Origin of the sequence: Pseudoalteromonas sp. OF7H-1, from assembly GCF_022347825.1 — a bacterium.
GTDB classification, from domain to species: domain Bacteria; phylum Pseudomonadota; class Gammaproteobacteria; order Enterobacterales; family Alteromonadaceae; genus Pseudoalteromonas; species Pseudoalteromonas maricaloris.
The window spans coordinates 62,462-87,855 of the sequence record NZ_JAKRFX010000008.1; the positions used below are offsets into that span (position 1 = coordinate 62,462).

A 25,394-nucleotide genomic window follows, 5' to 3' on the forward strand; every position below is an offset into this window, starting at 1 on the left:
CACTAGCGGACCCAGCCGATACTTAACAACACTCGCGTACCAGCTTCTACTTTAGAAACGGAATGCTCTGATTTATCGGGTCTAAAAAGTTTGATGCGACTGCTGCTATAAAGCGGATCTTTACACTTAAATTCACCGCCTAACTTAGCCCGCTTTAAAACAATATTTAGCCTGAAATGTTTCCCTGAAACGACTTTATCGGTGTGCGGTGGTACTTCGCATCCAGTCGGAAACTTCAGTAAATACATATCAAACTTAACTGGCCACATCGCGGTTGCTAGTAACATTTTTTGATAGCCGGACTGTTGTCTGCCAAGTTGCCAGCGAAAATACTTTGGTTTACTTTCCATAAATGCACACTTTAAGCTTCCCTATTATTGCGGTAGCGCTTTGTAAATAGAATACAGAGGAACAACGCACTGCCACTCTTCCTGAGAAATAGAGTACACAGCAAGGTTGAAGCACTCGTTCCGATAAACACCTTCACGACGTAATATGCCATCAAAGTTCGCACCAAATTGCTCAACCAACCGGCGTACTAAATCATTACGCTCGTCGACTCTAAATTCAACCAAAGCGAAGCCGAGAGTATTCAAATACTCTGTCACGAATAAACAAAACACCTTGTCGAAGAGAGTATCGTGAATAAACCAACTCTCTTCTACCAATACTTTTTTGGCCGCTGAGTCATCGACTGTAATTAAGATCATGCCAAGCATTTCGCGCGTTTGAGTTTGCCGCACACAAATACAGTGCTTTGATTTATCTTCAGCTGCTTGTAAAAAAGGTACTAGCACTTTTTGTTGTCGTAACTTTAATAACTCTTCGGCATCGTACTCTGCACCATATCTAAGCGAAAACAGATGCTCCAACCGTTGATATTCACCCGCTCTTAACGTTCTCAAAGCAAATGCCGAGTCCGAAAATTCAACACGGATGTCACTTATGGGGACGTTGTTTTCATCTGTTGGGGCGATCATTGGCTTTTCTGGGTGACGGTTGCATAACTCAGATTATTACACCTATTCAAGTCTAAAAGCTATGCCTGTGACTTCCCATCAACCTCAAACGACAAATAGTCCGTAAAGAACAAGCACAACCAAAGTCAACCCAAAGCCAACTCGGATCCGCTTGAGTACGGTCTCATCATTCAGTGTTTTAAAAATCACACCACCTAATACCAGCCACATTGTGTCGACCACTATCGCCACCACGTAGCACACGCTAGCGGCAAGTAGCGTAGCAACTAGGTTTGAGCTTGCTGGCACCGAAGCCGTCGCAAAAATAGCGATACAAGCCGCGTAGGCTTTGGGGTTGAGGAGGTTAAGAATAAACCCGTCTTTAAAGCTCGGTAGCTGCGCACCTGCATTGCCAAGCGCAGCGTTGTTTGCTGCGATTTTATAGGCAACATAAATTAAGTAGGCGGCTGCAAGCCATTTGAGTACAAGCGTCACTTGGGGATGACTAACCAGTAACCCTGCAACTCCAGTGGCAGCAAAGATCACCGCAACAAGCAATCCTGCCAAAATACCTGCTAAGAACGGGAAACCTTTTTTAACACCTTGACTCGCCCCCGTTGCAGCCAGCGCAAGTGGCGCTGGACCGGGAGAGCCAAGTAACACCGTGGTTGTGATTGCTACAGAAAGTAAAGCTTCAAACATCATATCGCCCTTATGAATTACAAGTCTGCATGGTGGAAACCAAAGAAGAAGCCGAATGACAGGCACACCTTCACGACCAAGCAACAACTCGGGAGGTTTCTTATCTTGAAAATAAGGCTCTTGGGAACAGAGCCTTTAATTTAGTGTGGAGCTACGCCTCTGGGACGCGAACTCGGCCTTCCATTAACACGCGAGCGCTGCGGCTCATAACGGCTTTTTTAGCTTGCCAACGGCCAGACTCTTGTAGTGCTTCCGCGCCAACCTTTAAGGTGCCTGACGGATGTCCAAAGGTCACGGAGTTAAGATCACCACCACCAGCGGCTTCGTTAACTAAGGTGCCAGGAATTGCCGCAGCGGTTGCTATCGCCACAGCGGCAGTGCCCATCATCGCATGGTGTAACTTACCCATGGATAAGGCGCGAACGTTTAAGTCGATGGTATTGGCTTCCACTGCTTTACCGCTCGATGCTGCATAAGATTTAGCAGGTGCAACAAAAGCAATCTTTGGGGTATGTTGGCGAACTTTCGCTTCGTCAATATGACCTATTAAACCCATTTTAACTGCGCCATAAGCACGGATCTTTTCAAATCGCTCTAGTGCAGCTGAGTCTCCATTAATTGCTTCTTGTAACTCAGTACCTTCATAACCTAAATCGGAAGCACGGAAGAAAAGCGTTGGGATCCCGGCACTTATCATGGTCACTTCAAAGGTGCCTTCATCAGGCACAGTTAACGTATCGACGAGATTGCCCGACGGAAACATATCAACATCTGGGTCGCTTGGATCCATAAACTCAACCACCACTTCCGCTGCTGGGAAAGTTACGCCATCCAGTTCAAAGTCGCCCGTCTCTTGCACTTCTCCATTGCTGATTGGAACATGCGCCACTATGGTTTTGCTAATATTCGCCTGCCAGATTTTAACGACAGCAACACCGTTCTCTGGCACTTTATTCGCGTCGACTAAGCCATTGCTGATTGCAAATGCCCCCACCGCAGCCGTTAAATTGCCACAGTTTCCGCTCCAATCAATAAATGGTTTGTCGATAGCAACCTGACCAAAAAGATAATTCACGTCATGGTCGGCTTTGTCGCTTTTACTTAAAATCACGGTTTTGCTGGTACTGGAAGTTGCACCGCCCATGCCATCGGTATGTTTACCATAGGGATCTGGGCTGCCAATCACACGTAGCAGCAAGTTATCTCGCGCTTCACCCGGTTGCTGCGCGTACTCGGGTAAATCTGTTAAATTAAAGAACACCCCTTTAGAGGTGCCGCCACGCATATAAGTGGCGGGAATTTTAATTTGCGGCTTAAATTGACTCATGGTTATACGCCTTCCGCTTCGAGGAAGTCTTGAGCAAAGCGTTGTAACACGCCACCTGCAGAGTAAATAGATACTTCTTCAAAGGTATCTAATCGACAAGTCACAGGCACCGCTACACGCTCACCACTTTGACGGTTAATCACGAGAGTTAATGTAGCACCTGGTGCTGGTTCACCCTCAACGTCATAGGTTTCTGTACCGTCAAGTTCAAGCGTTTTACGGGTAGTGCCCGCTTTAAACTCAAGCGGTAGTACACCCATACCGATTAAGTTAGTACGGTGAATACGCTCAAACCCTTCTGCTGCGATAACTTCAACTCCAGCCAAACGCACACCTTTTGCAGCCCAGTCACGAGACGAGCCTTGGCCGTAATCTGCGCCAGCAACGATGATCAGCGGTTGTTTACGCTCCATATAGGTTTCGATGGCTTCCCACATTCTGGTGACTTTGCCTTCAGGCTCAACACGCGCCAGTGAACCTTGTACTACTTCACCGTTTTCTACCACCATTTCGTTTAACAGTTTGGGGTTGGCGAATGTCGCACGCTGCGCCGTTAAGTGATCACCTCGGTGTGTCGCGTATGAGTTGAAATCTTCCTCTGGTAAGCCCATTTTGGCCAGATATTCACCCGCCGCACTGCTTGCTAAAATCGCATTCGATGGCGATAAATGATCAGTCGTGATGTTGTCCCCTAAAATCGCTAATGGACGCATACCTTTCATGGAGCGCTCACTCGCGAGTGCCCCTTCCCAATATGGAGGGCGACGAATATAGGTACTCGTTGGACGCCACTGATAAAGTGGGTCGTTGTCTTCACCATAGTCTACCGAGAGGTCAAACATTGGCTCATAAACGGCGCGGAACTGCTCTGGTTTTACGCTTTCTTTGATCACCGCATCGATTTCTTCATCGCTTGGCCAGATATCTTTAAGCGTGACTGGATTGCCCTCTTGGTCGCGACCTAAAACACCATTTTCAATATCAAAGCGCACGGTGCCTGCAATTGCATAAGCCACAACCAACGGTGGTGAAGCTAAGAAGGCTTGTTTTGCGTAAGGGTGAATTCGACCGTCAAAGTTACGGTTACCCGATAACACTGCCGTTGAGTATAAATCACGGTCAATCACTTCTTGTTGAATTTTCGGATCAAGTGCGCCACTCATGCCATTACAAGTCGTACAAGCAAAGGCAACAACACCAAAACCGAGCTGCTCAAGCTCAGGTAGGAGCTTTGCCTCTTCCATATAAGAACGTACCGCTTTTGACCCCGGTGCAAAAGACGTTTTCACCCAAGGTTTACGAGCAAGGCCTAATTTATTGGCATTACGTGCTAGCAAGCCTGCGGCAACTACGTTGCGTGGGTTACTGGTATTCGTGCAGCTGGTGATCGCAGCGATGATCACCGCGCCATCTGGCATCAAACCATCTTTTGGCGCTTCAATCTCTTTAACGATACCTTGATTAGCAAGGTCGTTAGTTGCAACGCGGCGATGCGGATTTGAAGGACCGGCAATATTACGCGTCACCGTCGACAAATCAAACTTAAGTACACGCTCGTACTGCACGTTTTCTAGGGAATCAGCCCAAAGTCCTGTTAGCTTAGCGTATTTTTCCACCAGCTTGATCTGCTCGTCATCACGGCCTGTGAGCTTCAAATAATCAATGGTTTGCTCATCGATGTAGAACATGGCCGCGGTTGCACCGTACTCTGGTGTCATGTTTGAAATTGTCGCACGGTCACCTAAATTAAGGTCTTGCGTACCTTCACCAAAGAACTCTAAGTAGCTAGAAACGACGCGCTCTTTACGCAAAAACTCAGTGATCGCCAGTACGATATCTGTTGCGGTGATCCCCGGTTGGCGTTTGCCAATGATTTCAACCCCAACAATATCCGGCAATCGCATGTAGGAAGCACGGCCAAGCATCACGCTTTCAGCTTCAAGGCCACCCACACCAACGGCAATAACACCAAGTGCATCAACGTGTGGCGTGTGGCTGTCGGTGCCAACAAGCGTATCTGGGAAGGCAACACCGTCGCGCGCTTGAATAACTGGCGACATTTTTTCTAAGTTGATTTGGTGCAAAATACCGTTGCCTGGCGGGATCACATCAACGTTTTTAAATGCCGTTTTCGTCCAGTTGATAAAATGAAAACGGTCGTCATTTCGACGGTCTTCAATCGCGCGGTTTTTCTCAAATGCATCTTCTTCATAACCGGCGTGCTCTACAGCCAAGCTGTGATCCACAATCAGTTGAGTCGGTACGACTGGATTGACTTTAGCCGGATCGCCGCCTTTTTCAGCGATAGCATCACGCAAACCCGCAAGGTCGACTAGTGCAGTTTGACCCAAAATATCATGACAAACCACACGAGCTGGAAACCACGGAAAGTCCAAATCGCGACGACGCTCGATAATTTGTTCAAGATAATCATTGAGTTTTTCAGGCTCAGCGCGGCGTACTAAGTTTTCAGCAAGGACGCGTGAGGTATAAGGTAAAGTCTCGTAGCTACCTGGTTTGATGGCTTCTACCGCTTCTTTTGTATCGTAATAGCAAAGCTCAGAATCAGGTAAACGTTTACGGAATTGAGTATTCATAGCAACTTCCAACAATCGGTGACGGAGAACAGGCGGCCATGGCGACCGCCAGAATAGATTCGAACAGTGTTCGATTAACGCTCAGAAATGGCAGGAACTGGGCGTAGCTCCTCGCCAGTATATTCCGCCGATGGACGAATGATACGGTTATCTGCGCGCTGCTCCATAACGTGTGCAGCCCAACCTGTTAAGCGTGACATAACAAAGATTGGTGTGAACAATTTAGTCGGGATCTTCATGAAGTTATAAGCTGATGCATGGAAGAAATCGGCATTACAGAATAGTTTTTTCTCGCGCCACATGACTTCTTCACAGCGTACAGATACAGGGTAAAGTACCGTATCACCCACATCTGCCGCTAGTTTTTCAGACCAACGTTTGATGATTTCATTACGAGGGTCACATTCTGAATAGATAGCGTGACCAAAGCCCATGATCTTCTCTTTACGCTCAAGCATACCCATCATTTCTTGCTCTGCGTGATCCGCAGATTCAAAGCGCTCAATCATTTCCATTGCCGCTTCGTTTGCGCCACCGTGAAGTGGGCCACGTAGAGAGCCAATCGCACCAGTAATACATGAATGCATATCAGAAAGCGTTGATGCACAAACACGCGCTGTAAAGGTTGATGCGTTAAACTCGTGCTCTGCATAAAGAATAAGTGATACGTGCATCACACGCTCATGTAGCTCACTTGGTTTTTCGCCGTGCAATAAGTGTAAGAAATGTGCACCGATTGAATCGTCATCCGTCTCCACATCGATACGAACGCCATCATGGCTAAAGCGATACCAGTAACAAATAATGCTTGGGAAGCTTGCTAGCATGCGATCGGTTACTTTACCTTGCTCATCAAAGCTTGCTTCACCTTCAAGGTTGCCAAGCATTGAACAACCCGTACGTAATACGTCCATTGGGTGTGCATCAGCAGGAATACGTTCTAATACTTCTTTTAACGCCTGCGGCAAACCGCGCATTGCTTTTAGTTCGCTTTTATAATCGTCTAATTCAGCTTGATTTGGTAAGTTACCTTTAAGGATAAGGTGAGCCACCTCTTCAAACTGACAATTTTCAGCTAGATCCTTTACATCGTAGCCACGATAAGTCAAACCTGAGCCCGACTTACCTACCGTTGATAGTGCTGTTTTTCCTGCTACTTGACCACGAAGGCCCGCGCCACTTAGTACTTTAGCCATATTATTGTCTCCTGAATTTTTTACCTGCTGGGTATTGATATTTTGTGCTGCTGAGCAACCCTCAACAGCTTTAATTTTTTACTTATTCTTACCTTCGGCGAATAATGCATCGAGCTTTTGCTCATAATCGTGATAGCCAAGGTAATCATACAAATCCATTCGGGTTTGCATGGTATCGAGTACCGCTTTCTGGTCCCCATTTTCTAAAATAGACTGATACACTAGCTCCGCCGCTTTGTTCATCGCTCTGAACGCACTCAATGGGTAAAGCACCATATCTACACCCCACTCACCCAGCTCAGCTTTGTTCCAAAGTTCTGTCTTACCAAACTCAGTGATATTCGCGAGGATGGGCACATCAAGTGCTTCGCTAAATGCGCGATAGTGTTCTTCAGTTTGTACCGCTTCTGCAAAAATGCCATCAGCGCCTGCTGCAACATAGGCTTTTGCACGCTCAATTGCCGCTTCTAGCCCTTCTTGTGCAAAAGAATCTGTTCTTGCCATAATGAAAAAGTCAGGATCGGTGCGCGCATCAACTGCTGCTTTAATACGGTCAACCATTTCTTCGGTCGACACGATTTCTTTATTTGGACGGTGACCACAGCGTTTTTGCGCTACTTGATCTTCCATATGTACCGCAGCTGCACCTGCTTTTTCCATATCTCGGATGGTTTTTGCAATATTGAATGCGCCGCCCCATCCAGTATCAATGTCGACCATTAAAGGTAGATCACAAGCCGAGGTAATGCGACTAACATCTGCAATTACATCATTTAGAGATGTCATTCCTAAGTCAGGTAAACCATAAGATGCATTAGCAACGCCACCACCAGAAAGATAGATAGCTTGATGACCGATTTTCTTTGCCATCATCGCGCTATATGCGTTGATAGTGCCGACGATTTGAAGCGGTTTGTTGGCTTTTAATGCTTCACGAAATTTTTTTCCTGCGCTCATGATGATGTTCTCTCTTAAAAGTGTGATTGATTGCTTGCTAACTTGGTTGCGATATTATTTTTAGAATATTGAATATGTCGACGCATCAGTATTTCTGCCAGTTCTGGGTCGCGGTTACTGATCGCACGAACGATATGTTTATGCTCGTCAAATGCCGTGGTGACGCGGGGACCGGCCATCCCTAACTGCACACGATACATACGTACCAAGTGGTACAGTCCATTGACTAGCATAGAGATAAGACTCGCATTTTTACTGCCAAGAATAATGCGGTAATGAAAATCGAGATCGCCCGCTTCTTGATAATAAGAATGTTGGTTTTTGACTTCATCGAATTGACTCGACAACAAACCTTCTAAGTCTTGAATTTCAGTGTCAGTCATGTGCTGCGCTGCAAGCCTTGCCGCCATACCTTCTAGTGCTTCACGGATCTGATAAAGCTCCATTAACCCTTCCGGTGTGAGAGTAACAACGCGCGCCCCTACATTGGCTTTACGTTCAACTAAGTGACATGACTCCAAGCGATTAATTGCCTCGCGAACAACCGCTCTGCTGACTTCATACTTTGTCGACAATTCCATTTCGCTGAGCTTAGAACCTGCCGCTATTTCACCTTCTACAATTTCCTTTCGCATACGAAAGAATGCTTTATCAGAAGAAGTAACCGCTTGCTCGTCAAAAAAGCTCATCATTCGTTAGCCAGTCTTAGTAATTTAAGTTGTAGACAATATAGTGCTGGTTGACGCGTACGTCAACCAGCCCCGCCGTAAATTGTCGACAATTTTCAATATAAGCAGTATTCACCATATTTATAACTTGTGACAAATAATCAGTCTGATGTATTTATCTCGATACGGTATCAGGAAAGGATTAATTGCATCGCTCAAAAATCATGCATATTATGAAGATACCTTTACTTTAGCCTGAAGATTACGATGCGGTGTTTTCAAATAGTAATGCTTCCCCTACTGCTAATAACCAGCTTAGCGCAGGCGAAAACCTATACCGTACTGGTCTATCACGGTGCTAATCCTCCTTACTATTTCGAAGAACAGGGAAAACCCAAAGGTATTTTTGTCGACATTTTTCAAGAGTTGGCAAAACTGACTTCACACCAATTTGAGTTTATGCCGCTCTCTGTCGCTAGAGGACAGCGCTATTTCGACCAAGGTAAAATAGATATTGAACCTGGGATCAATAAAGTGTGGCGGGCCGAAGCAGACGTTCCGGGGATTTACAGCATCGACTATGCCTTCTCAACCGAAGTGCTGCTTGGGTATCAATCTCGTTGTGTGGGCAAGCATAGACCCGAGCAGTTTTATGGCACGTTAGTCGGCAAAGTAAGAGGATATCGTTACGATAATTTTGAAGCGCACTTAGGCGAAGACAAGATAGTAGTTTATGAAAATGTATCGGAGAAAGAACTGCTCGCACAGCTTGAACATGAGCGTTTAGACTACATCATGATTGGTTCGGTGACAGCAGACTACTATATTTCACAACAACCAAAGTATCGAAAATTTCAGTCTTGCTATGAAATAAGCCGATTACCCGTACATATGCGCTTACAGCCTCATCTAACTGAGTTACAAACGGAAATAAATATCGCCTTGCGACGAATGGTTAATGACGGAAAAATAAAATCCATCTATGCTAAATATAGATTAACGCATTAATGTGTGGAGTAGTTTGGTAATGACGAATGCTGTTGTTGGACGTCTACTACTGTTTATTTTACTGATTAGCCCGTTGCCCTTATGGGCGAAATTACAGGTTGTTACGGAACTTTCTCCACCCAATCAAACCATAGAAAACCACCAAGTTGCAGGCTCAAGTACCGATCTGGTCAAAGCGATTTTAAAAGCGGCTGAACTTGAGGGACAGTTTTCTATTTACCCTTGGGCTAGAGCTTTTAAATTAGCGCAGCATGACAAACATACCTTGATTTATAGCATCGCAAAGACCCCCGCGAGAGAAGACAGCTTTCATTGGATTGGCCCCGTTGCTGTGTTTCATTTAGGGTTTGTTACCAATCGCTATCGTGAGGACATAAAAATTCAATCACTTGAGGATGCTAAACAATACAAAATAGCAGTTCAGCGTGGTGATATCGCCGAAGGCACACTTAAAGCACTTGGATTTAACTTTGTTCAAACCAGCGACATCGAAAAATCATATGAGTTACTCGTCGCAAATAGGGTTGATTTAGTGATTGATGACCCGCGTTATATCAAAACCATGGCCATAGAGCTTAACCTTCCTGCTGACCACTTTACCTTTTTATACGATGTGGAAGCACTCTCGGTAAAAGGTTACCTTGCAACGAACAACCAGTTACCTTTAGCGATCGTTGAGAGACTACGTAGTGCATTTACTAAGATTAGTAAAACAGAAGCTTACCGACGCGTTTTAGAGCTGTAGTACAGCATTTATGGGGCTCTCATTTTACTATCTAAACCGTTTAGACAATCAAATACCTCCATACTGGCATTTTCCATATTTGCTAACATAGAAATCAGTGTCTCTTTGTCACCTCGCGCACTAGCTCGCAATGCACTAATTCCCGATTCATGCACTTTGGCATGAGGTGATTCTAGACGTTTATAATCACCGTAATTAGAAAAATCAGCCTTACCTTCTCCCTCGTAATACCACTTACCTAAGCGGCATTGATGATGATCGGCAAATTTGCTTTCATCCCCCTCCTTACCTTCTCGAATCGCCTTGTAAATGTTTACTTTCCAAACTAAGTGATCGAGCTTCACCGTTTGCACAAACGTGCTCATGCTGGCTGCTGAAATTACATCGGCCATCATTTTTGAGGTTGAAGCCATAGATCCGACGGATTCATTGATTTCTGAGGCTGTATTAGATACTACCAGCGTCTCTTCTGTACTTTGCTTAACATGTTCAAATGCATTATCAGTGTGCTGCGTTGTCACGTTAGTTAAACTAGAGATTTTCTCAGCCGCTTCTGATGAACGACCTGCAAGTGTTCGTACTTCGTCTGCTACTACAGCAAACCCTCGGCCCTGCTCACCGGCTCTGGCTGCTTCAATTGCCGCATTTAAAGCCAGTAGGTTGGTTTGCTCAGCAATACTCTGTACTTGTGAAACAAATGAATTAATTTCTGATGCTGACTGCGATAATTGCTCAAATGACGTATTTAAACGTGTAGATTGTTCTGTTAAGCCGCACAAGACTTGAACACAATTTGTTAGCCCTTCACTGATCCCCTGAAAATCTTTTAAACTACCCGTTAACCTCGTTTCCTCACCTTTCAGTAGATCAGCCGAAGTAGCCACATCGTGCCTCACAGCATCAAGCATTTCTAAAGATAAAAAGAAGTTTTGTACTATAGTTCGCTCAATTTCAACGGCTTTTGCCACCTCTGCTGCTTCTTCATAGGCAGTATGTAATCTTCGTTCAACATCATCCAAGCGTACTTGAAGTAATGTATTATCATTTTTAACAGAATCGAGTTCGGCCAGCAGCTGTGTTACGTTATCCTTTTTGAAAAACATCAAACACTCCTACAAAAAAAGAGCAAAAGAGAATGGTTTAGTGAAACTGGTTTACTAGTGTAAAGAGTAGCCCATATCTTTGAAAAGGGATAAAATTTCGCTATTAAACCTGCTGATTACAGTAACGATTAGAGAGGAAAAACAGTGATTGAACGAATTGATACCAAACAACGAATGAGCCGCATTGTAAAACACAATGGTACTATTTATTTATGTGGCCAAGTCTGTAAAGACGCCGAGCAAGGAATTAGGGCACAAACTGAAACCATGCTTGAGAAAGTTGATGAGCTACTTATTCAAGCAGGCAGCGACCGCAAACACATTCTTTCTGCGACAATTTATATTAAAGACATGAAGTATTTTGCAGAAATGAACGAGGTTTGGGATGCATGGGTGCCTGAAGGTTATGCACCAGCTCGCGCTTGCGTAGAAGCGAGCATGGCTCGTGATGCATTACTTGTTGAGATTTCGGTGGTTGCTGCAGAAATCTAGTCTAAAAAACATAAGCCTGATTTAGATAGGGCTTGCCTTTACTCTGTCAGATTTGGTTTTTAGATATTGATCAAATTTGACAGCCGTATTTGACGAATCAGTGTCAGGTGGTAATGATACCACCTAAAGTAGTGTCCGGATTTATTGAACCACAACACTATGGCTTCTCTGCTTTGCGTGTCTGTGACTCCAGTGACCTTATGAGTGCTAACTTTCGCGGCGGTCAATGGCGCTTTAAAACTCCATAACCTCTGAACACTTATCCACTTAAGTATTTGCTTTTTTCACAAATTTCGCCGTAACCAACATTTCGCCAACACCATCAACTTTGCAGTCAAGTTCATGGTCTTTTTTATCGAGCACGCGCCTTACCAAAGCCTTAGTGCCAATCTTAATGACTTGTGAGCTGCCTTTAATCTTAAGATCTTTAATCACAGTGACTTTATCGCCATCCGCTAATAGTGTGCCATTGGCATCTTTTACTTGAATGTCGTCCTCGGTAGCAGTCACGCTTGGATCCCATTCGTAAGCACATTCAGGGCATACTAGCTGACTTTGATCTTGATAAACATATTCAGAATTGCACTTGGGGCAAGGTGGTAAAGACATATATTGTCCATTCGCTAATTCAATTTAAAGCACATAGTAATATCAACGTTCTGAATTTAATAGGGATAATGTCAACTCTTTCGATCCGAGAATTTAGGGTGAGTTTTTGGCACTCAATTTGCTAACTAATAATCGTATTTAACCAAATGCATGGAAGGAATTCTCAATGATTATTAATCAATCTAGTAATGTCAGTGCCGTATACTCTCAACTTGTACAACAGCAGTCCACGTCTCGACAAGATGAGAAACAGGAAGTAGTAGCCACAGATACTGTAGCAATCAGTGAGGCTGGCAAACAAGCGCACCAAAACTGGCAAAATATTGCCTCTAAATATGATGTAAATAATATTTCGGCTCAAGAAGCTCGCGCTATGTCTAAAGAGTTGTTTGAAGGGGGGCTTATCAGTACTGGTCAAATGATGGCGATCGGTGCTCCAACTTCTATGGTGGAAAATCCATCTCAAAAATACAATCTACTTAATGACATGAAACATACTTTTAGTTTATCAAACTCGCTTTCAGCTCAAACCAAAGAGGCTAGAGCCAACTATTTAAATTCGATATCGATTTTGGAAAGGCTCAACAGTGAAAGAAAGGGACTAAATGGCTAAAATATTCTAGATAGGTGCATTTAGTATTATTCAAATGCACCTTAGTGTTTAGTTCAAATCAAACTAATTAATATAAAGCGAGTCGCTTGACGTACCAAATGGCGAAGCTGTTGAATTTGAAGAAACTTTAACTTGACCAGACTCTTGACCTGAGAAGTCCCAACCATACAACCAACCCGTGACAGTTTCCCCAACCGAACAACGGTGTAAATCGTTGCCACACCGAGCTTCACTCAATCCAGTTGATTTAGAGATCCCATTCATCACCGCATTATTCGGATTGCCATAACCAAACTGCCAAGCGTAGATAAATAGATAGCTGCCACCGTGGTTAGTTCCTGTAGAAAGTTGACTTTGTGAAATAGTCTGATCGCCGCCTAATTGCGAACGTACGATACCCAGCTCAAAATACGTGATCCCTTGAGCCGGTGCCATTGGCATGATCTCAGCACTACTCATTGAAAACTCATCTCTCGCGACAGGTGCATGCATAGCTAGTGGGGATTGTTCAAAGTCTAGCGAATAGTAAGTAGTTGGGTTTTTCATCACACCTTGCTCGATATCTCCAGCAACAGCAGAAAATGCGGAAGTGAGAGCCAACATTAGTAGCATTGAATAGCTTTTTTTCTTCATCTTAATTGTCCTTTTAAACACTGTTTAAGTTATCGATGCCAGTTATGTCAATTCGTTTTAACTTATACACATTAGCAAGCTATGGATAACACTTTCAAAATTAAAACAAGCTCTTAGGTTAATCTTGAAATGCATATGGCTTAGCTAAAATTAAAGCGGCATCTACTCAAAGGTAGATAACTTCATTACGAGGATTGATATAAACCGCCGCTGGCAGTTACAAACATTAACACAAAAAGAACATCAAACAACAAAATAAACAAATTAATTTACATTCAGTGTATAACAGGATCTGGGTCAAGTGGTAAATAAGCCAAGCACGCTGGACATCAGTAATGCCAATGCGTTGTAAAGTAGAAAGTAGATGAGTAATAGTCAAAAACTGAAGCGATTATATTTAACTTGAGGTTTGGATAAGGAATGTTCCAACTCATTGTTGCTAAAGCACAACTTAGTTTTCTCCTTGTCTAGCCAGAGAGTTTTAGGGAAAACACCGCTTCCGCGTCCTGCTCTCGCTAAGGTACCTGCATCCTGTAGGCAAGGCGAATTTACGCACCAATAGCTGGCTATTGGAAGTGAATTCAACGCAGTTAGCGCTAAAACTGGCTGCTAGAAAGGCATTAATTATCCGCAGCTCAGGTTATTTATTGACTGAGTGGAAAATTTTTTGATATTCAGGCACAAAAAAAGCAAGCCTTAGCTTGCTTTTTCTTCATCAATTAAGCGATTAAAGCTTAACGATTTTCTCAGCTTGAGGACCTTTCTGGCCGTCAGTAACTGTGAATTCTACTCTGTCGCCTTCAGCTAGGGTGCGGAAACCGTCACCTGTAATTGCGCTGAAGTGTGCGAACACGTCAGGGCCATTTTCTTGAGCGATGAAACCAAAACCTTTAGACTCGTTAAACCACTTAACGGTACCTGTAAGAGTGTTAGACATAATACTAATCCTGATATAAAAACAAAAACCAATGCTGCGCATTGATGAGCTATGCCCATGTGGGCGCATAGACCTAAATTTGTAGAGTGGATAAAACTTCAGGACGGTACTACTACAAGCAAACACTTATACAACAACGTAATGGAGATTTTAAAACACTGACTCAAATTCTGTCTATGAACATCATATAGGGATTCCGCCCTAAGTCAATGTATTTTTAATCATCAATATGACTTGCTAATGACAAATATCAATATTTTTTTCACGGCTTTTTCAACACCCTATTTTTTAAACACATTATTCCCCTAACCCTGTGTAAATAATAGAGATTGCAATAAAATATTCATAAAGCTAGAGAGGCTTTTTTGACTCTAATTCCCGAATTAATTGCACCACTTGCTCGACAACCACTTGCGGGGCTTTCATAGGTACGGTGTGGTCGCTTCCCTTGGCAATAATTAGCTCAGAATCACAATGTGATGCCAATGCTTCTTGTCCTTCTCGCCATGCTTTAACATCGCGTTGAGTTGGATCAAATGGTCTTTGGGCAACGATAACACGACACGGAATATGCTCAGGTGCTTGGTGCGCCCGAACACTCGCAACTGTTTCACTTAGCGCTTGAGTTTCTCGGCGCAGAGCTTCACCGAAGGTATTTTCTGGCAGAGTACTCAAGGGGTGAAGTAGCTTATCCTGCGCTAAGGCATGGGTTTTATCAATGAAGTAAACGGTCACAGGGTCAACATACAACAAGGCTGCAACTTGCTCAGGATAATAGGTGATGTAGTTTTGCATTACATAGTATGCGTATGAATGACCGACATAGATAAACGGCGGCCGAATATCAAGCGCTCTCAACACTTCACGAAGATTACGATTATCCGTATCAACACTATAGGCTCTGCGGCTAAGCTCGCTTTTGCCATAACCTTCACGGTTATAGGCCACCAATGTATTGGGTACTTGCTGCGCGAGACCCATCATTACTGGTGTCCAATAAATTGCAGGCGCTGCAGAACCACTTTCAAAAACAACGGCAGGTTCATTGCCCGCAACATGATAAACCTGCAAAGATACTTTGTTCGCAACCACGATGTGCTCTTGAATATCACGTTCGAGCGCAATCTGTGCATAAGCACTATTAACGAACAACAACCCAAATAAAGTTAGCGTGCGATACATATCGTTTCCTTGATATCTATAGTTCGACTCTAAAGTTAGCAGCTAGATGCACCATAAGCTAATGACATTTTTGCTGCATCTCCCCTTTATTTAAACAAAGTAAAAGCGACACTTAAAACTCAAATTCCAATGCAAGTCTAAAGCTATGATCTTTGCCAGATTGGCTGATCTCCGAAATAAAACCCGCTTCCCATTTCAGCTGTTTTTGACCTTCGAATCGATGCAGTCCGATAAACCCTGGGCCAACACCAAAAAAGTCTTCTCCGACATAGACTTCAATTGCCGGCTGAAAAGCACTATACAAGCGGTAGCGCAGTTGCGCTCTAAACTCAGATTCCCATTCATCCTCAATGTCTTTACCCCACTCCCTCACCAAAAATGCATTCATGGTAAGGCTCGTGCGGCCAAATTCCTTCTCAAATAAAAACCCTGCGGTTGCTTCATAGGCATCGAATTTATGGCGTTTTTCAAGCTCAAACAACATGCCAATATCCGCCCAGTAGCGCCCTTGCTCTACAAATTGCCACCGCGACTCTAACTCGTAAGCTGCCAAGTCAAAGTTGCCCTCATCGTCGCGCTCACCAATGGCATAACCTTCAACAGTCATTGTCTCAGTGAGACTCCAACCAAGCCCTAAGCGCTGTGCCAACACATTCCCTTGCTCGGTTTGGCGAGATAGTAGTCGCCACTCCAACTCACGTTCAAGCGGTAAAACGTATGGATGATAAACTTTGTCCACCACCATACCATCCGCTTTTGCACTAAACGCCACAATCCCAAAAAAACTCACCAGCAGCGCGAGTAAAACATTATTTCGCATGCGCTGTTCTCCAATATGTACATCCCAAGAACGTAATCAACGCGCCTCCAAACCCTGCAAGCGTCGCAGCATTTGGTGTTGCCTCATACCCCACTAATACTCTCAGCACTCGACCAACAACACTGTGTTCGTCCACAATCTGTCGCAAGTCTATTTCAAGTCTGGCGGCACTAATTAAGTCCACTTGAAGCGCCAAGTCCAATGCAATCGACACCTTACTCGCACCGTGTAAAGCCAATAACAACAGCAACAACCAAGGTAAGTGCTTACTCTTCAGCCAATCAAGGAAAAAGAAGAGTAGAATAGAAAAGCTCAAACAGATCCCCACACCAAGCGAGGTGCCAATGGCGAGGGTTTGACCATCCGCTGGCTTTGAATAAGAGAACGCAAAGCTTGCCAAATGGTGCAAGTACAGTACCACGGCTAGTCCAAAGGCCAAGGCTGCAAGTGCCGTATGTCCGGTGCGTTTTGTTGCAATCATTAAGCAAAATAAACTGAGTAGTAGTCCTATTTGCAATAACTCGAACCCGCGATAATCAAAACTCGAGGCTATTTCTCCACCCAAAAACCATATGCCAAAACAGCCGACTAGCCCCGTACTCAACGCGATGAGTGTCGTTTTAAGTGGTAAAGCAGCATTGGTACATTGTGCTAATAGTACCCAAAGTACAGTTACTGGTAATAATTGGTTCACGCTCACCACCACCGCATTAAGAAGCATTGTTTGGCTCCTTCACGATAACGATACCTTGTGCTGTATTTGGTGAAAATTCACCAAAAAAACTATATTCACCGGGTGCTAGCGGGCCGATATAAATCACACTTTTACGGTTCGGAAAAAGCACTTTTTCACGATTAAGATCAAAACTGTCAAACTCTTCAACCTGAGGGTCTTGATTTTCGATGATGAGCTTTACTTTACGATTTGCAGGTACCTCAACGTGTGCTGGTGTAAATAAATGATTTTTAAGAATAATGGTATAACTTTCTTCCGCCCACAAGGCGAAACTACAGGTCGCCAAAGGCAAACCAAGCGCGAAAGACAGCGAAGAGACCTTAGTCCTTAGCATCCAGCCCCCTCGGTAAATTTACACAAACTCTAAGCCCGCCTAAATGACTACGAGCAAAAGAGATATCTGCATGATAAATTGCAATTATATGATTGACTATCGCCATTCCTAAACCTGCCCCTTTTTCCCCTGAAGGGTGTTTATCTCCACCAACGCGATAAAATCTGTCAAAAATTCGTTCTATTTCCGCATCCGACATACCACAACCCGAATCATCGATTTGCCATACAACCCGCTGCGCATGCTGCTGAATTTTTACTTCTATGTCACCTTCAATTGGCGTGTATTTATTAGCATTACCAATTAGATTAGAAAATAATGTGGTTAATGTGAACTCACAGCCCTCTAAGGTCGCTTCTGACGCTTCTAAGCTGATATTTTGTGATTTTTGTTCAATTCTCGGGTAACAGTTAGCAATCAAGTCTTGAGTTAATGCCACTAAGTCTTGCTGCGCAAATTGCTTATGCCACAGTTCTGGCTCTGTACGCGCTAACGTCAGCATTTGTTCAACCACATGGTTTAGCTGCTCAAGCCCTTTTGACATAGCAGTGGCACTGGGATGCTTAGTATCATGCGTTAAATTATGAAGATGAATTTTTAAGCTTGCGATCGGTGTTTTTAACTCATGAGCGGCATCGGAAGCAAAATAACGCTCTTTGAGATACGCGACTTCAACCTTTTGAAAGAGGTCATTTAGTGTCGCGATAACGATTGCCACTTCCGCTTTGTCGCTTTGCACTGCCAGCTGTGTAAAGTCTTTGGGGTTACGTCGTCTAAGCTCTTTAGAAAGATCTCGTAAAGGTTTTAACGCCGTATAAATAATCCATGCAATAAACACCGCAAGAAACGGCATAATCACCACCAATGGCGTCATTGCTGAGACAATCATACCTTCAGCAAGGGCAAAACGCTTTTGTACTGGCTCAGCCACCAGTATTTGCCTTTCGCCAAACGCTTCACTGAAGGTTCTGAGTCTAGTCGCCCCCACATTTTGGGTGCTAAACCCAGCATGATATTTAAGCTTGTTCTTGTACTTAGCAAGTAGCTCACTACCCGCAACAACTTGATTGTGCTCAAGCACTAAAAAGTAAAATGCGTTGTTACCCGCACCACTGGGCAAGGTAGTCGCAGTAACTTGAGCATTAACGAGTGTTGCGATGGACTCTAAATGGCTGTCTAATTGTGTTTGTGCCATCGCCATGCTGGAGTGATAACCCCGTAGTAGCGCCATGGATGCAGTCAGCACCAAAGCTGACACTAAAATTAGGGTCAACTTTCTCGTTATTGAAGCACCTCCAAGCGAGCTTTTCGTGCCCACTAAGCCCCCTTGCCAACCACATAGCCAATGCCACGCAGCGTTTTGATAAATCCATCGGGCATTTTCTTGCGGAGGTGGTGAATATGTACCTCAATAGCATTAGAGCCTAAAGCTTCTCCCCAATCATAGAGCTTAGATTCTAACTGAGTTTTAGACAGCACACGGCCGCTGTTTTCCATCAGCGCCTTGAGTAGCATATATTCTTTACGAGGTAATTCTTGAGCGCTACCGCTTACAAGCACCTCGTGACTGGCGAGATCTAACACGACATCGTTGCAGCTCAACGTGCTGCTCACTTGTTTGGTGAAGCGTCGACCAATCACCCGTAAACGCGCAAACAGTTCTTTAGGCTCAAACGGCTTAGCCAAATAGTCATCAGCCCCTAAATCCAATCCTGCAATCTTATCATCAAGACTATTTCTTGCCGTTAGAATGAGCACAGCAGTTTGCGATTTGGTTTTTTTCAGCGCCTTGAGTACCGCCAAACCATCTCCGTCGGGTAGACCTAGGTCAAGCACCACCAGCTCAAATTCACCAGATTCAACAAAACTGATTGCTTGTCTTTGCGTCGGCGCGTGCTCGATGGCATACCCTTCTTTTTTGAGTGATGCGATGAGCCCCTGTGCCAGTAGCTCATCGTCTTCTACAAGTAATAGCCTCATTTATTCCTTCTTTTTAGCTTTTTTTCGACTTTCGCCAATAGCTGTGCCACTTCTTCTTGGCGGTATTCATCGGCTTTTTCTCTACCTGGACGACTTGGCGCATTCTGCGCTTTTTTCAAGTGCGCAAGTGCAGCACTATAATCACGTTCGTCATATAAAAACTGTGCATAGAAATAGTTTACATCAATTCCTGCCGGATTGATCGCTAATGATTCTTGGAACAGCTTTTTCGCCTTTTTATCGCTGCCAAACCCAATTGGCCAGCCTGGGACCTGAGCATAGAGCGTGCCTAAACTCGTTAATGCAGAACCAGACAGTGCGTTTTTATCAAGTTCAATGGCTTTTTCGAATGAGGCTTTCGCATCTTTGGCAAGACCAAGCGCCCCCAAGCCACCTTTCGCTCCTGCAAAGCTCGACTGCACAATACCACGCCAGATGTAAGCTTCAGCGCGATCTGGATATTGTTCAACAAATGCCACGCACTGCTTAACCAATTCTTCAAATGCTTTTTCTTGGGCATCGCCCTCGGTTTCATAATTTACCATTGCCCATTTAGTTTGGACTTGGCTAAGATCATCGTCAAATGCAGCCCAAGCACCTTGACTGAATACCAGTAATGTTGCTGAAGCTAACAAGGTTTTTAGTGCGTTCATCGTAATGACTCCTTAGTGGAAAAAATGGTTTGGATGGTTTTCACTTTTTTGATTAATGCGTTATCAACGAGCTCTGGTAACAAGCCATTAAGTCTCGCAAAAAACCTTTCAGGAAAACCAATGGCAGCACGTTTGGTGTTGCTATGGAGCAATTTCATAAAAGCTTGTGCGACGACCTCTGGCGAGTCCATCTGATTGCCTAGTGCATGGTTTACAGCTGTCGCGCGGTCGTCATTCATTTCAGTTGTGGTTGCGCGTGGCGCGAGATATTTAACCGCTACTTGGTTATCGAGTTCCCGCGTCAGTGCCTCTGTAAAACCACGCAAACCGAACTTGCTTGCGCAATAACTGCTTTGGTATGGAAAGCCGATAGAACCAAACGCTGAACCTACGTTAACTATGGTGCCATGACTTGAGATCAGTTGTGGTAAACAGGCTTGACTAACTAGCATGGGCGCCAATAAATTCGTCTCCATCTGCTTTTTCAAGTCAGTTGGTAAAATTTCAGCAAACCCAGCCATGGTATTAATGCCCGCGTTGTTGACGAGTAAGTCAACCCCACCCATAGTCGCCGCTTTTCTCGCGATTTGTGTCGCAGCGTCCTCAGCGGTGATATCCAAAGCAAGATAATCGTGTTCTCCGGATAACCCTGCTATCACCTGCTTTAATTTTTCGCTGTCTCGACCAATCAGCAAACAACGCCAATTATGCATGGCCAACTGTTTACTAATGGCTCGGCCGATCCCCCGAGATGCCCCAGTGATAACGGCAAGTTTTGTTGCTTTCATCAGCCTACCTCCGCAAATTCAACACCTGCAGGCACCGCTTCAATATTGCGGAATATGTCGCCGTACAAGCGATAAAACTGTTTAGCGCTGTGAATAATGATCGCTTGCTCTTTTTCACAGCTGATCTTGTTCATCAGCCCTGCAAAAAAGTCAATATGCTCAACATCTAACGCGCCATGAGATGTTAAATAGGAAAATGCGCTACGAGGCAGACCAAGTTTATTCGCAATTTGACGAGCTGCATCATCGGCAAGTGCGATGGAAGTGCCCTCAAGCACATTAACCATGCCAAAAAAGCTCAATGGGTGTTTACGAGCGATACTGTCGTACGCATAAGACACCATCATTTCAGTTGCGAAGCTTGGCATGCTATGACGTATTACCTCTTTATCCACACCACAGGCGGCAATATCATTAAGGATCCACTCTTGGTGTCCCATTTCTTCTTCGATGTAATGCCCTATTGCTTCTCGCAACCATTCTTTACTGTCATCAAGCCTTGCGCCACACGCCATAAGGAGTGGTACTGTGTGCTTTACGTGATGAAACGCCTGCTGTAAAAATGAAACGTATTGGCCTTTGGTGATCTGACCATGAAAAACATCATGAATAATTGGTGCGCTTAGTAGATATTGGCGCGCTTGTTCCGTTTCTGATTGTAGGGTTTGGTAAAAGTTGCTCATTGTCGTTTTCCTTTTAAACCGAAGCTACGGACTCTGCCGCTTCGTATTGATTCTGGGAGTAAAGCGCTGAAATTTGCTGCGCGAAATTAGCTAAAATCACGTCGCGTTTAGGTCTACCGTTCGCGGTAAGCATGCCGTTACCTACCGAAAAGGCTTCATCTACGCGCACATAACGTTTTATTTTTGCGTAATCAGGGAGTTGCTGGTTGGCAAGTTCAATGGCGTTGTCAATCACAGCTGCTGTTAGTTGTGTCGGTGTATAAATAAGCGTCGTTAAAAATGGCTTGCCATCACCCACCACAACGCATTGCAGTAAAGGTACATAGGCAAGCAAAACGGACTCCGGCCACTCGGGAGAAATATTGCGTCCAAAGCTATTGATCAGAAGATTTTTTAGCCGGCCTTCAATGACAAAATGCTGCTCACGCTTCGACACTCTATCGCCGGTTTTTAACCACGCATCTTGGGCTATCGCTTCGCCGCCCAAGTAACCTAAAAAGTTATTCCCTTTGATCTCTAACTCATCTGCCACAATACGTGCCTGAATATGAGGCAGTAACTTACCGACGCTACCATCTTGCTCACCAGTATTCAGTGCAACAACAGACCCCGACTCGGAAAGTCCATACCCTTGAAACACAGGTAAGCCCAGCTGTTTAGCTTGCTGTAGCAGTTCAGTGTCAACTTTCGCGCCACCGACTGCAATAAAGCGTAAACTTGCAGGGGGTTGCCATCCTTGCTGCGTGGCACTTAGCAGGCAACGCAGCAGCTCAGGCACTAAAATTAAGCTATTTGGTTGTACTTCACTTATCTTTTGCAGCAACTTTTGTGGATATAGCAACTGGCTGCCCGAAAAGCCTAGCGACGCTAGTTCGGTTACTTCAACCATGCCACCACTCAGTAGCGGCGCATACACACCCGCGATGTTTTCTAGCAACACAGGTAGCGGTAATAAACACAAGTGCTTAGGCCGATTAAGTGCGATGGTTTCGCATAAACTGCTCGCCACGACAAGCTGGTTTTCAACCGACAGACATACGCCTTTTGGTGCGCCTGTTGAACCTGAGGTATAAGTGATCTTTTGCGTTTTAGGAAAATAGGTTCCCGTGCTTTCGTACCTAGTTTGATATACATAGATTGCTTGACCATAGACATCCAACACCGAAAATTCAGCGCTATTTTCAAGCTTGGTATCGCTGATCAACCAGTTTGCTTTTGACTGCTCAAGGGTGTGTTCAACTTGTGCTGTGGTAAAGAAATGAGGTACTGGAATAGACACTTTATTCGCTTGTAATAGTGCAAAATCTACCAATAACCAAGCGATAGAGTTGTCTAACGAAACCGCAACACTCTCGCCACTCATCACAATAAAGCGCTCTGCCAAAGCTTGCGTGTAAGACTTTACCTCAGCAAAAGTGAGACGAGTTTGCCCTTGTTGTAAAATCACATCACTGTCTTGATGTGGCAGTTTTTTTAAGAAATCACACATATAAAAATGCCTCTTTTAAGCTCGCGATTTCCACCTCGAGTCCTTGTAGTAAGTGTTGATACATTTCAGTGTTTGTGATCACCTGCTGGGCTTGATGTAAATCGACCGAACAAACCATAGGAGCACATTGGTAATAGCTGCCATAATCTTTGGCTGAAGCGATAGTGCCGTGTGCCAAAGAAATCTTGTTAACCTCGACTTGGCATAACTTCATCAATGCACGCACTTGTTTGGTTGCCGTAAACACCAAGTAGCGGATGTCACTCTCAAGCAGTGCTTGAGTCAGTACAATAAAGTGGCTTAACGTTGCCATTCGGCCTGTTGAGAACAAATTGCCAAGTTCTGCGATATGATTACGCTCTGAAACCGTTGAGAGACACTGCTCTACCGGACGATTAAGATACTGCTCCACAAATAATGCGTCTTTGGCTGCAAATCTAAGACCTAAAAAGCAATCGCTTTGACGGTAGTTTAAATGGCTTAAAAGGGGATAATACTCATGAATGTCAGCGCCAAAAGCATGGGCAAAACCACCGTGGATAGCGTGCTCCAATTCAGCACGCGCGCCGCACGTCTTGTTTGCCCATCTAAGACGACTTTGTGAGTTTGTTGCTTGTAGTGCTTCGCCCATCGTTTTCACACCTTTCCTGTTCTGATGTAAAAACTTTAAAAAGCGAAAATTAAGAAAACCTTAAGTTTGAAAAAAGGACGAAAAAATTTTTCGAGATACGCATTCTACTTTTAAAACGCTTGCTTTCGGCTAATCACAAATAAGGCAACGAGCGATACCAAAATAAACAGTGCAGCGAGTAAGAAAGTCAGTGAAAATGCCATATTGAGTTGTGCGGAGCTTGCCAAGGCCGCACTCTTTACCTGCAACAACACACTAAATACACCACCAAGTAATGAGGCTCCAGTCATTAGCCCTAAGTTTTTACATAAATTAATGAGCCCTGACCCCATGCCCTTTTCTTTTTCGGCTACTGTCGTCATCACAAAGGTATGGTGAGCCGCTAGAAACAACTGCCTTCCGGGAGTTAACACAAATAACGCCACAACATAGCCATAAAGTCCAGATAATGAAGGTAGGATTGCAAAGCTAATTGTCCCAATGAGGATCATCAGCAAGCCCAAAAACATGGCAAACGCGATACCAAAATGATCAACCACCTCGCCTGACGGATAACCAGCGACAGCAGCAATACAAGGTCCAATAGACACAATAAGACCAACCGTAACCGGGCTTAGCCCTAACGCATAAGTGAGATAAAAAGGCCCGACAACTAATGTCGACATTGCGATGGCATCAACTATAAAGCTCACGATTAATGAGGTGTTGCGTAACTTGTGTTTCAGAAAAGCCAAACTCACAAGTGGAAATTGAGCACGCTTTTGACTTTGTACAAAACAGTAGATAAAAACCACAGAAAAGAAGAAAAATATGCTATGTAAGACAAGACTAAACGAACTACTCGATGGCATAGCCAACACATAAAATAGGCATGACGCCGACAGCCACACACTTCCAATAACATCAAAACGCTGCGGCTCAGGTGGATTTGCGACATCATCAGGCAGAAATCTTGCTATTAAAAAGTAAGCTGCACCACCAAGCAATATCATCAACCAAAAAGTGAAATGCCATGATAACCACTCTAGCATTGCGCCACTTAGCAATGGCCCCAGTGCCGTGCCAATCGCAGCAGTAGTACCGAGTAGCCCCATTGCAAGTCCAACTTTACGCTTTGGCATCGCAACGCTTGCCAGTGCAAATACTTGAGATAATAACAGCGCAGCGCCAATGCCTTGAAACAGTCTAGCAGCAATCAACATCCAAAGATTTACGCTCAGCCCAGCGACAATGGAGCCCACACAAAAGACGCTGATTCCAATGCGAAGTGCCCTTTTTCGGCCAACACTATCTCCAACAGCGCCAGCACCAAGAATAAACGCGGTAAGCGAAAGTAAATATGCCACAACGACCCAATTCACCAATGCCTGCCCCACGCCAAACTCCTCAGCAAGTGTTGGCAACAAGACATTGATACTACTCATGCCAAGCGTTGGCAAAATGAGTACCACAGCCAAGCTGAACAACACCCGCTTTTGTCCGGCCCCCAGAGCAGTTTGATCCTCTGTATTTACCGTATCTTCTAACATGCGTTACCACTCCTACCATTGCG

General features: G+C 44.4%; 28 protein-coding genes. 4 read left to right on the plus strand and 24 right to left on the minus strand.

Annotation, left to right across the window (positions count from 1 at the left end; genetic code table 11):
• Positions 1–2: 2 nt before the first annotated feature.
• The 8 genes from MHN30_RS11565 to MHN30_RS11600 form a co-directional block, all read right to left on the minus strand.
• Positions 3–350, minus strand: a complete 348-nt coding sequence (locus MHN30_RS11565) for a hypothetical protein (RefSeq protein ID WP_010370178.1) — start codon at positions 348–350, stop codon at positions 3–5.
• A 24-nt stretch (positions 351–374) separates the two neighbouring features.
• On the minus strand, positions 375–980 hold the full coding sequence (locus MHN30_RS11570; protein ID WP_239359698.1) for a GNAT family protein: 606 nt from the start codon (positions 978–980) through the stop codon (positions 375–377).
• Between the two features lie 84 nt (positions 981–1,064).
• Positions 1,065–1,664, minus strand: a complete 600-nt coding sequence (locus MHN30_RS11575; RefSeq protein ID WP_239359700.1) for a LysE family translocator — start codon at positions 1,662–1,664, stop codon at positions 1,065–1,067.
• 148 nt (positions 1,665–1,812) lie between these two features.
• Positions 1,813–2,988, minus strand: coding sequence for a 2-methylaconitate cis-trans isomerase PrpF (gene prpF, locus MHN30_RS11580; protein ID WP_222244284.1), 1,176 nt, complete (start codon positions 2,986–2,988; stop codon positions 1,813–1,815).
• Positions 2,989–2,990: 2 nt separating this feature from the next.
• Positions 2,991–5,585 (minus strand): Fe/S-dependent 2-methylisocitrate dehydratase AcnD, encoded by a 2,595-nt coding sequence (gene acnD / locus MHN30_RS11585; RefSeq protein WP_239359710.1) that lies wholly within the window; start codon positions 5,583–5,585, stop codon positions 2,991–2,993.
• A 74-nt stretch (positions 5,586–5,659) separates the two neighbouring features.
• A complete protein-coding gene (gene prpC / locus MHN30_RS11590; protein ID WP_239359712.1) occupies positions 5,660–6,781 on the minus strand; it encodes a 2-methylcitrate synthase in 1,122 nt (373 codons plus the stop codon).
• Positions 6,782–6,859: 78 nt separating this feature from the next.
• The gene (prpB, locus tag MHN30_RS11595; RefSeq protein ID WP_010603812.1) at positions 6,860–7,738 is read right to left on the minus strand and encodes a methylisocitrate lyase; all 879 of its coding nucleotides are present in this window, start codon (positions 7,736–7,738) and stop codon (positions 6,860–6,862) included.
• A gap of 14 nt (positions 7,739–7,752) precedes the next feature.
• Positions 7,753–8,427: a GntR family transcriptional regulator gene (locus MHN30_RS11600; RefSeq protein WP_176474655.1), complete on the minus strand. Its 675-nt coding sequence runs from the start codon at positions 8,425–8,427 to the stop codon at positions 7,753–7,755.
• Between the two features lie 246 nt (positions 8,428–8,673).
• Between MHN30_RS11600 and MHN30_RS11605 the strand changes: the two genes are divergently transcribed.
• Positions 8,674–9,414, plus strand: a complete 741-nt coding sequence (locus tag MHN30_RS11605) for a transporter substrate-binding domain-containing protein (RefSeq protein ID WP_239359713.1) — start codon at positions 8,674–8,676, stop codon at positions 9,412–9,414.
• Positions 9,415–9,433: 19 nt separating this feature from the next.
• Positions 9,434–10,159 (plus strand): transporter substrate-binding domain-containing protein, encoded by a 726-nt coding sequence (locus MHN30_RS11610; RefSeq protein WP_239359714.1) that lies wholly within the window; start codon positions 9,434–9,436, stop codon positions 10,157–10,159.
• A gap of 8 nt (positions 10,160–10,167) precedes the next feature.
• Here the strand turns inward: MHN30_RS11610 and MHN30_RS23825 are convergent, their stop codons facing one another.
• The gene (locus MHN30_RS23825) at positions 10,168–11,262 is read right to left on the minus strand and encodes a methyl-accepting chemotaxis protein (protein ID WP_052258321.1); all 1,095 of its coding nucleotides are present in this window, start codon (positions 11,260–11,262) and stop codon (positions 10,168–10,170) included.
• Between the two features lie 144 nt (positions 11,263–11,406).
• Between MHN30_RS23825 and MHN30_RS11625 the strand changes: the two genes are divergently transcribed.
• Positions 11,407–11,754, plus strand: a complete 348-nt coding sequence (locus MHN30_RS11625) for a RidA family protein (protein ID WP_010603817.1) — start codon at positions 11,407–11,409, stop codon at positions 11,752–11,754.
• A 267-nt stretch (positions 11,755–12,021) separates the two neighbouring features.
• Here MHN30_RS11625 and MHN30_RS11630 read toward each other — a convergent pair whose 3' ends face one another.
• A complete protein-coding gene (locus MHN30_RS11630; RefSeq protein ID WP_239359715.1) occupies positions 12,022–12,363 on the minus strand; it encodes a zinc ribbon domain-containing protein YjdM in 342 nt (113 codons plus the stop codon).
• Between the two features lie 166 nt (positions 12,364–12,529).
• On the opposite strand from MHN30_RS11630, the gene MHN30_RS11635 reads away from it, so the two are divergent.
• Positions 12,530–12,976, plus strand: a complete 447-nt coding sequence (locus MHN30_RS11635) for a hypothetical protein (RefSeq protein WP_069020947.1) — start codon at positions 12,530–12,532, stop codon at positions 12,974–12,976.
• A gap of 63 nt (positions 12,977–13,039) precedes the next feature.
• Here the strand turns inward: MHN30_RS11635 and MHN30_RS11640 are convergent, their stop codons facing one another.
• The 14 genes from MHN30_RS11640 to MHN30_RS11705 form a co-directional block, all read right to left on the minus strand.
• A complete protein-coding gene (locus tag MHN30_RS11640; protein ID WP_239359716.1) occupies positions 13,040–13,609 on the minus strand; it encodes a DUF4879 domain-containing protein in 570 nt (189 codons plus the stop codon).
• A gap of 727 nt (positions 13,610–14,336) precedes the next feature.
• On the minus strand, positions 14,337–14,546 hold the full coding sequence (locus MHN30_RS11645; protein WP_010370225.1) for a cold shock domain-containing protein: 210 nt from the start codon (positions 14,544–14,546) through the stop codon (positions 14,337–14,339).
• A 351-nt stretch (positions 14,547–14,897) separates the two neighbouring features.
• Positions 14,898–15,728, minus strand: a complete 831-nt coding sequence (locus MHN30_RS11650) for an alpha/beta hydrolase (RefSeq protein WP_130165755.1) — start codon at positions 15,726–15,728, stop codon at positions 14,898–14,900.
• A gap of 112 nt (positions 15,729–15,840) precedes the next feature.
• A complete protein-coding gene (locus MHN30_RS11655; RefSeq protein WP_130165754.1) occupies positions 15,841–16,548 on the minus strand; it encodes a hypothetical protein in 708 nt (235 codons plus the stop codon).
• Positions 16,538–17,269 (minus strand): hypothetical protein, encoded by a 732-nt coding sequence (locus MHN30_RS11660; RefSeq protein ID WP_130165753.1) that lies wholly within the window; start codon positions 17,267–17,269, stop codon positions 16,538–16,540. Before MHN30_RS11660 ends, MHN30_RS11655 begins: the two co-directional genes overlap by 11 nt.
• Positions 17,259–17,618 (minus strand): cupredoxin domain-containing protein, encoded by a 360-nt coding sequence (locus MHN30_RS11665; RefSeq protein ID WP_039496375.1) that lies wholly within the window; start codon positions 17,616–17,618, stop codon positions 17,259–17,261. The genes MHN30_RS11660 and MHN30_RS11665 overlap by 11 nt, the downstream gene beginning before the upstream one ends.
• Positions 17,605–18,936 (minus strand): ATP-binding protein, encoded by a 1,332-nt coding sequence (locus tag MHN30_RS11670; RefSeq protein WP_130165752.1) that lies wholly within the window; start codon positions 18,934–18,936, stop codon positions 17,605–17,607. Before MHN30_RS11670 ends, MHN30_RS11665 begins: the two co-directional genes overlap by 14 nt.
• On the minus strand, positions 18,936–19,598 hold the full coding sequence (locus tag MHN30_RS11675) for a response regulator (protein WP_010370238.1): 663 nt from the start codon (positions 19,596–19,598) through the stop codon (positions 18,936–18,938). Before MHN30_RS11675 ends, MHN30_RS11670 begins: the two co-directional genes overlap by 1 nt.
• Complete coding sequence (locus MHN30_RS11680) at positions 19,595–20,251, minus strand: hypothetical protein (protein WP_045963623.1); 657 nt, start codon at positions 20,249–20,251, stop codon at positions 19,595–19,597. Before MHN30_RS11680 ends, MHN30_RS11675 begins: the two co-directional genes overlap by 4 nt.
• Positions 20,248–21,039: an SDR family oxidoreductase gene (locus tag MHN30_RS11685; RefSeq protein WP_239359717.1), complete on the minus strand. Its 792-nt coding sequence runs from the start codon at positions 21,037–21,039 to the stop codon at positions 20,248–20,250. The genes MHN30_RS11680 and MHN30_RS11685 overlap by 4 nt, the downstream gene beginning before the upstream one ends.
• Positions 21,039–21,722, minus strand: a complete 684-nt coding sequence (locus MHN30_RS11690) for an iron-containing redox enzyme family protein (protein ID WP_039496368.1) — start codon at positions 21,720–21,722, stop codon at positions 21,039–21,041. Before MHN30_RS11690 ends, MHN30_RS11685 begins: the two co-directional genes overlap by 1 nt.
• Positions 21,723–21,735: 13 nt before the next feature.
• A complete protein-coding gene (locus MHN30_RS11695; RefSeq protein ID WP_239359722.1) occupies positions 21,736–23,211 on the minus strand; it encodes an AMP-binding protein in 1,476 nt (491 codons plus the stop codon).
• Positions 23,204–23,842, minus strand: coding sequence for a thermostable hemolysin (locus tag MHN30_RS11700; RefSeq protein WP_239359724.1), 639 nt, complete (start codon positions 23,840–23,842; stop codon positions 23,204–23,206). Before MHN30_RS11700 ends, MHN30_RS11695 begins: the two co-directional genes overlap by 8 nt.
• 110 nt (positions 23,843–23,952) lie before the next feature.
• On the minus strand, positions 23,953–25,371 hold the full coding sequence (locus MHN30_RS11705; RefSeq protein ID WP_239359726.1) for an MFS transporter: 1,419 nt from the start codon (positions 25,369–25,371) through the stop codon (positions 23,953–23,955).
• Between the last annotated feature and the right edge of the window lie 23 nt (positions 25,372–25,394).

Bases quoted from the DNA above. Each gene is read 5' to 3' on its own strand.
- MHN30_RS11565 (WP_010370178.1), bottom strand. From the start codon at position 350: ATGGAAAGTAAACCAAAGTATTTTCGCTGGCAACTTGGCAGACAACAG.
- MHN30_RS11570 (WP_239359698.1), bottom strand. From the start codon at position 980: ATGATCGCCCCAACAGATGAAAACAACGTCCCCATAAGTGACATCCGT.
- MHN30_RS11575 (WP_239359700.1), bottom strand. From the start codon at position 1,664: ATGATGTTTGAAGCTTTACTTTCTGTAGCAATCACAACCACGGTGTTA.
- prpF (WP_222244284.1), bottom strand. From the start codon at position 2,988: ATGAGTCAATTTAAGCCGCAAATTAAAATTCCCGCCACTTATATGCGT.
- acnD (WP_239359710.1), bottom strand. From the start codon at position 5,585: ATGAATACTCAATTCCGTAAACGTTTACCTGATTCTGAGCTTTGCTAT.
- prpC (WP_239359712.1), bottom strand. From the start codon at position 6,781: ATGGCTAAAGTACTAAGTGGCGCGGGCCTTCGTGGTCAAGTAGCAGGA.
- prpB (WP_010603812.1), bottom strand. From the start codon at position 7,738: ATGAGCGCAGGAAAAAAATTTCGTGAAGCATTAAAAGCCAACAAACCG.
- MHN30_RS11600 (WP_176474655.1), bottom strand. From the start codon at position 8,427: ATGAGCTTTTTTGACGAGCAAGCGGTTACTTCTTCTGATAAAGCATTC.
- MHN30_RS11605 (WP_239359713.1), top strand. From the start codon at position 8,674: ATGCGGTGTTTTCAAATAGTAATGCTTCCCCTACTGCTAATAACCAGC.
- MHN30_RS11610 (WP_239359714.1), top strand. From the start codon at position 9,434: ATGACGAATGCTGTTGTTGGACGTCTACTACTGTTTATTTTACTGATT.
- MHN30_RS23825 (WP_052258321.1), bottom strand. From the start codon at position 11,262: ATGTTTTTCAAAAAGGATAACGTAACACAGCTGCTGGCCGAACTCGAT.
- MHN30_RS11630 (WP_239359715.1), bottom strand. From the start codon at position 12,363: ATGTCTTTACCACCTTGCCCCAAGTGCAATTCTGAATATGTTTATCAA.
- MHN30_RS11635 (WP_069020947.1), top strand. From the start codon at position 12,530: ATGATTATTAATCAATCTAGTAATGTCAGTGCCGTATACTCTCAACTT.
- MHN30_RS11640 (WP_239359716.1), bottom strand. From the start codon at position 13,609: ATGAAGAAAAAAAGCTATTCAATGCTACTAATGTTGGCTCTCACTTCC.
- MHN30_RS11645 (WP_010370225.1), bottom strand. From the start codon at position 14,546: ATGTCTAACACTCTTACAGGTACCGTTAAGTGGTTTAACGAGTCTAAA.
- MHN30_RS11650 (WP_130165755.1), bottom strand. From the start codon at position 15,728: ATGTATCGCACGCTAACTTTATTTGGGTTGTTGTTCGTTAATAGTGCT.
- MHN30_RS11655 (WP_130165754.1), bottom strand. From the start codon at position 16,548: ATGCGAAATAATGTTTTACTCGCGCTGCTGGTGAGTTTTTTTGGGATT.
- MHN30_RS11660 (WP_130165753.1), bottom strand. From the start codon at position 17,269: ATGCTTCTTAATGCGGTGGTGGTGAGCGTGAACCAATTATTACCAGTA.
- MHN30_RS11665 (WP_039496375.1), bottom strand. From the start codon at position 17,618: ATGCTAAGGACTAAGGTCTCTTCGCTGTCTTTCGCGCTTGGTTTGCCT.
- MHN30_RS11675 (WP_010370238.1), bottom strand. From the start codon at position 19,598: ATGAGGCTATTACTTGTAGAAGACGATGAGCTACTGGCACAGGGGCTC.
- MHN30_RS11680 (WP_045963623.1), bottom strand. From the start codon at position 20,251: ATGAACGCACTAAAAACCTTGTTAGCTTCAGCAACATTACTGGTATTC.
- MHN30_RS11685 (WP_239359717.1), bottom strand. From the start codon at position 21,039: ATGAAAGCAACAAAACTTGCCGTTATCACTGGGGCATCTCGGGGGATC.
- MHN30_RS11690 (WP_039496368.1), bottom strand. From the start codon at position 21,722: ATGAGCAACTTTTACCAAACCCTACAATCAGAAACGGAACAAGCGCGC.
- MHN30_RS11695 (WP_239359722.1), bottom strand. From the start codon at position 23,211: ATGTGTGATTTCTTAAAAAAACTGCCACATCAAGACAGTGATGTGATT.
- MHN30_RS11700 (WP_239359724.1), bottom strand. From the start codon at position 23,842: ATGGGCGAAGCACTACAAGCAACAAACTCACAAAGTCGTCTTAGATGG.
- MHN30_RS11705 (WP_239359726.1), bottom strand. From the start codon at position 25,371: ATGTTAGAAGATACGGTAAATACAGAGGATCAAACTGCTCTGGGGGCC.